This window comes from Chitinophaga sp., from assembly GCF_035564935.1.
Lineage (GTDB): Bacteria > Bacteroidota > Bacteroidia > Chitinophagales > Chitinophagaceae > Chitinophaga.
On record NZ_DATMTE010000480.1, the window covers coordinates 1 to 1,621 of the forward strand.

Genomic DNA, 1,621 nt, shown 5'->3' on the forward strand with positions numbered 1-1,621 from the left:
AAATTCAGTTTAAAAGAAATTATAGCTAGTCATCTTCTCTCTACAATCCCCGCTCCCTTAGAAAGGCTGGCCATGGTCGATCTGATCATCTCAATTCAACCCGACCAGCCTTTGTGGTGCCATACGCCCTCTGCCTGGCTGATGGAGCCGGTAATGTTAGGCGTGTTTCTGCGGGCCACTGTACTTCACAACCTCCCCGCAGTATCGCATTTGAAACGTGCTTAAATTATCCCGGGAACCGAACACCCGTTACTTTTTCAGCAAAGCTCCACAGCCGCTGTGCCACTGTTTCATCCAATCCATTGGGCATAATCGCGGCCCGCGCCGGAAATCCCCGGTAGCCGCCGTCCTGGTCAGGGCCATACAATTCGCCACCCATTGCATCTTCTGAAACAGCTGCATACAAGGATGGTAAGGCTCCCTGCCACGGCTCCATCAACTCGCCGATACGGTTTACTGCTGCTGAGAAATCGTCAGCGGTCATATGACGCGACAGCTCCGTTTTATTGGCGCCCGGTTGTGCTGCTACCGACATCAAGTTATCGCCGGCAGCGTTGATCCGCCGTTGCAGTTCCACTGAAAACAGGATATCCGCCAGCTTGCTCTGGCTATATTCCCTCATCGGATCGTAGGACTTCTCCGATTTCAGGTTATCAAAGTCAATACTTCCGCGTAGATAGGCCATGCTGCTGACCGTAACAATACGCGCCCCCGGTGTGGTTTTAAGCAACGGATACAAGTATCCCGTTAATGCGAAATGCCCGATGAAGTTGACCCCGAACTGCAACTCAAATCCCTCCTCCGTTTTGGATGCGGGGGGAATCATTACACCGGCGTTATTAATCAACAGGTGAAGCTGATTGTGATGCTCCATGAAAGTTGCGGCAAATTGTTTTACCGCCTACAGGCTGGCCAGGTTAAGCAAAGCTGTTTCCAATGTGCCTGTACCGCCTTGTTGTTGAATGCTCCTCAGTGCCTGATTGGCGTTATCCATATTCCTGCAGGCCAATACCACATGCGCGCCCGCCTTATAGAATGCCAGCGCTGTTTCAAACCCGATTCCTGTATTGGCGCCTGTTACCATCACCGTTTTCCCGGTTTGGTCCGTCATATTATCTTTTGCTGTCCACATAGCTTTATTTGTTTGATAATGCAAAGTTCATCAAACAGTAGCAGCCAGTGATACGGAATTGAAAGCAAAAACTACAAAAATCAATCAGCGCCGGATTGCCTGAATTTATTGGGAGTGATTTTAGCCAGGCCTTTGAAGAAGGCAGAAAAGTGATTGGGCTCGCCGAACCCGAGGCTCCATGCAATTTCGTTGATCGTCCAGTTGGTACTTTTAAGCAGGATCCTCGCTTCCTGCAGTACGCGTTCCTTAATGAGCTGTGAAGTGGTTTTACCCGTAATTTCTTTCAGGGCTTTGTTGAGATGGTTAACATGAACGTTTAATTGTTGCGCAAAGGCAGAAGGCGTATTTAACCGGATCACCTGGCTGCTTAATTCAATAGGAAACTGCCGCTCCAGCAACTCTGCGAACAATCCTGTGATCCGCTCCGCTGCATTCGGGCCTGTAGCCGGACTCCCCGAAGCAGGTTGCATTTTCTGCGCTCCATGTATC

The 1,621-nt window shown here is 50.0% G+C and carries 2 protein-coding genes and 1 pseudogene; 1 reads left to right on the plus strand and 2 read right to left on the minus strand.

Annotated elements, in window-relative coordinates; all coding sequences use genetic code 11:
* The coding region (locus VN105_RS12330) for a hypothetical protein (RefSeq protein ID WP_325641261.1) at positions 1 to 225 on the plus strand (225 nt) is incomplete at its 5' end.
* A 1-nt stretch (position 226) separates the two neighbouring features.
* Here the strand turns inward: VN105_RS12330 and VN105_RS12335 are convergent.
* A pseudogene (locus VN105_RS12335) lies at positions 227 to 1,132 on the minus strand (oxidoreductase).
* 80 nt (positions 1,133 to 1,212) lie between these two features.
* Positions 1,213 to 1,621 (minus strand): helix-turn-helix transcriptional regulator (locus tag VN105_RS12340; RefSeq protein WP_325641263.1); only part of this gene is annotated, 409 nt, incomplete at its 5' end.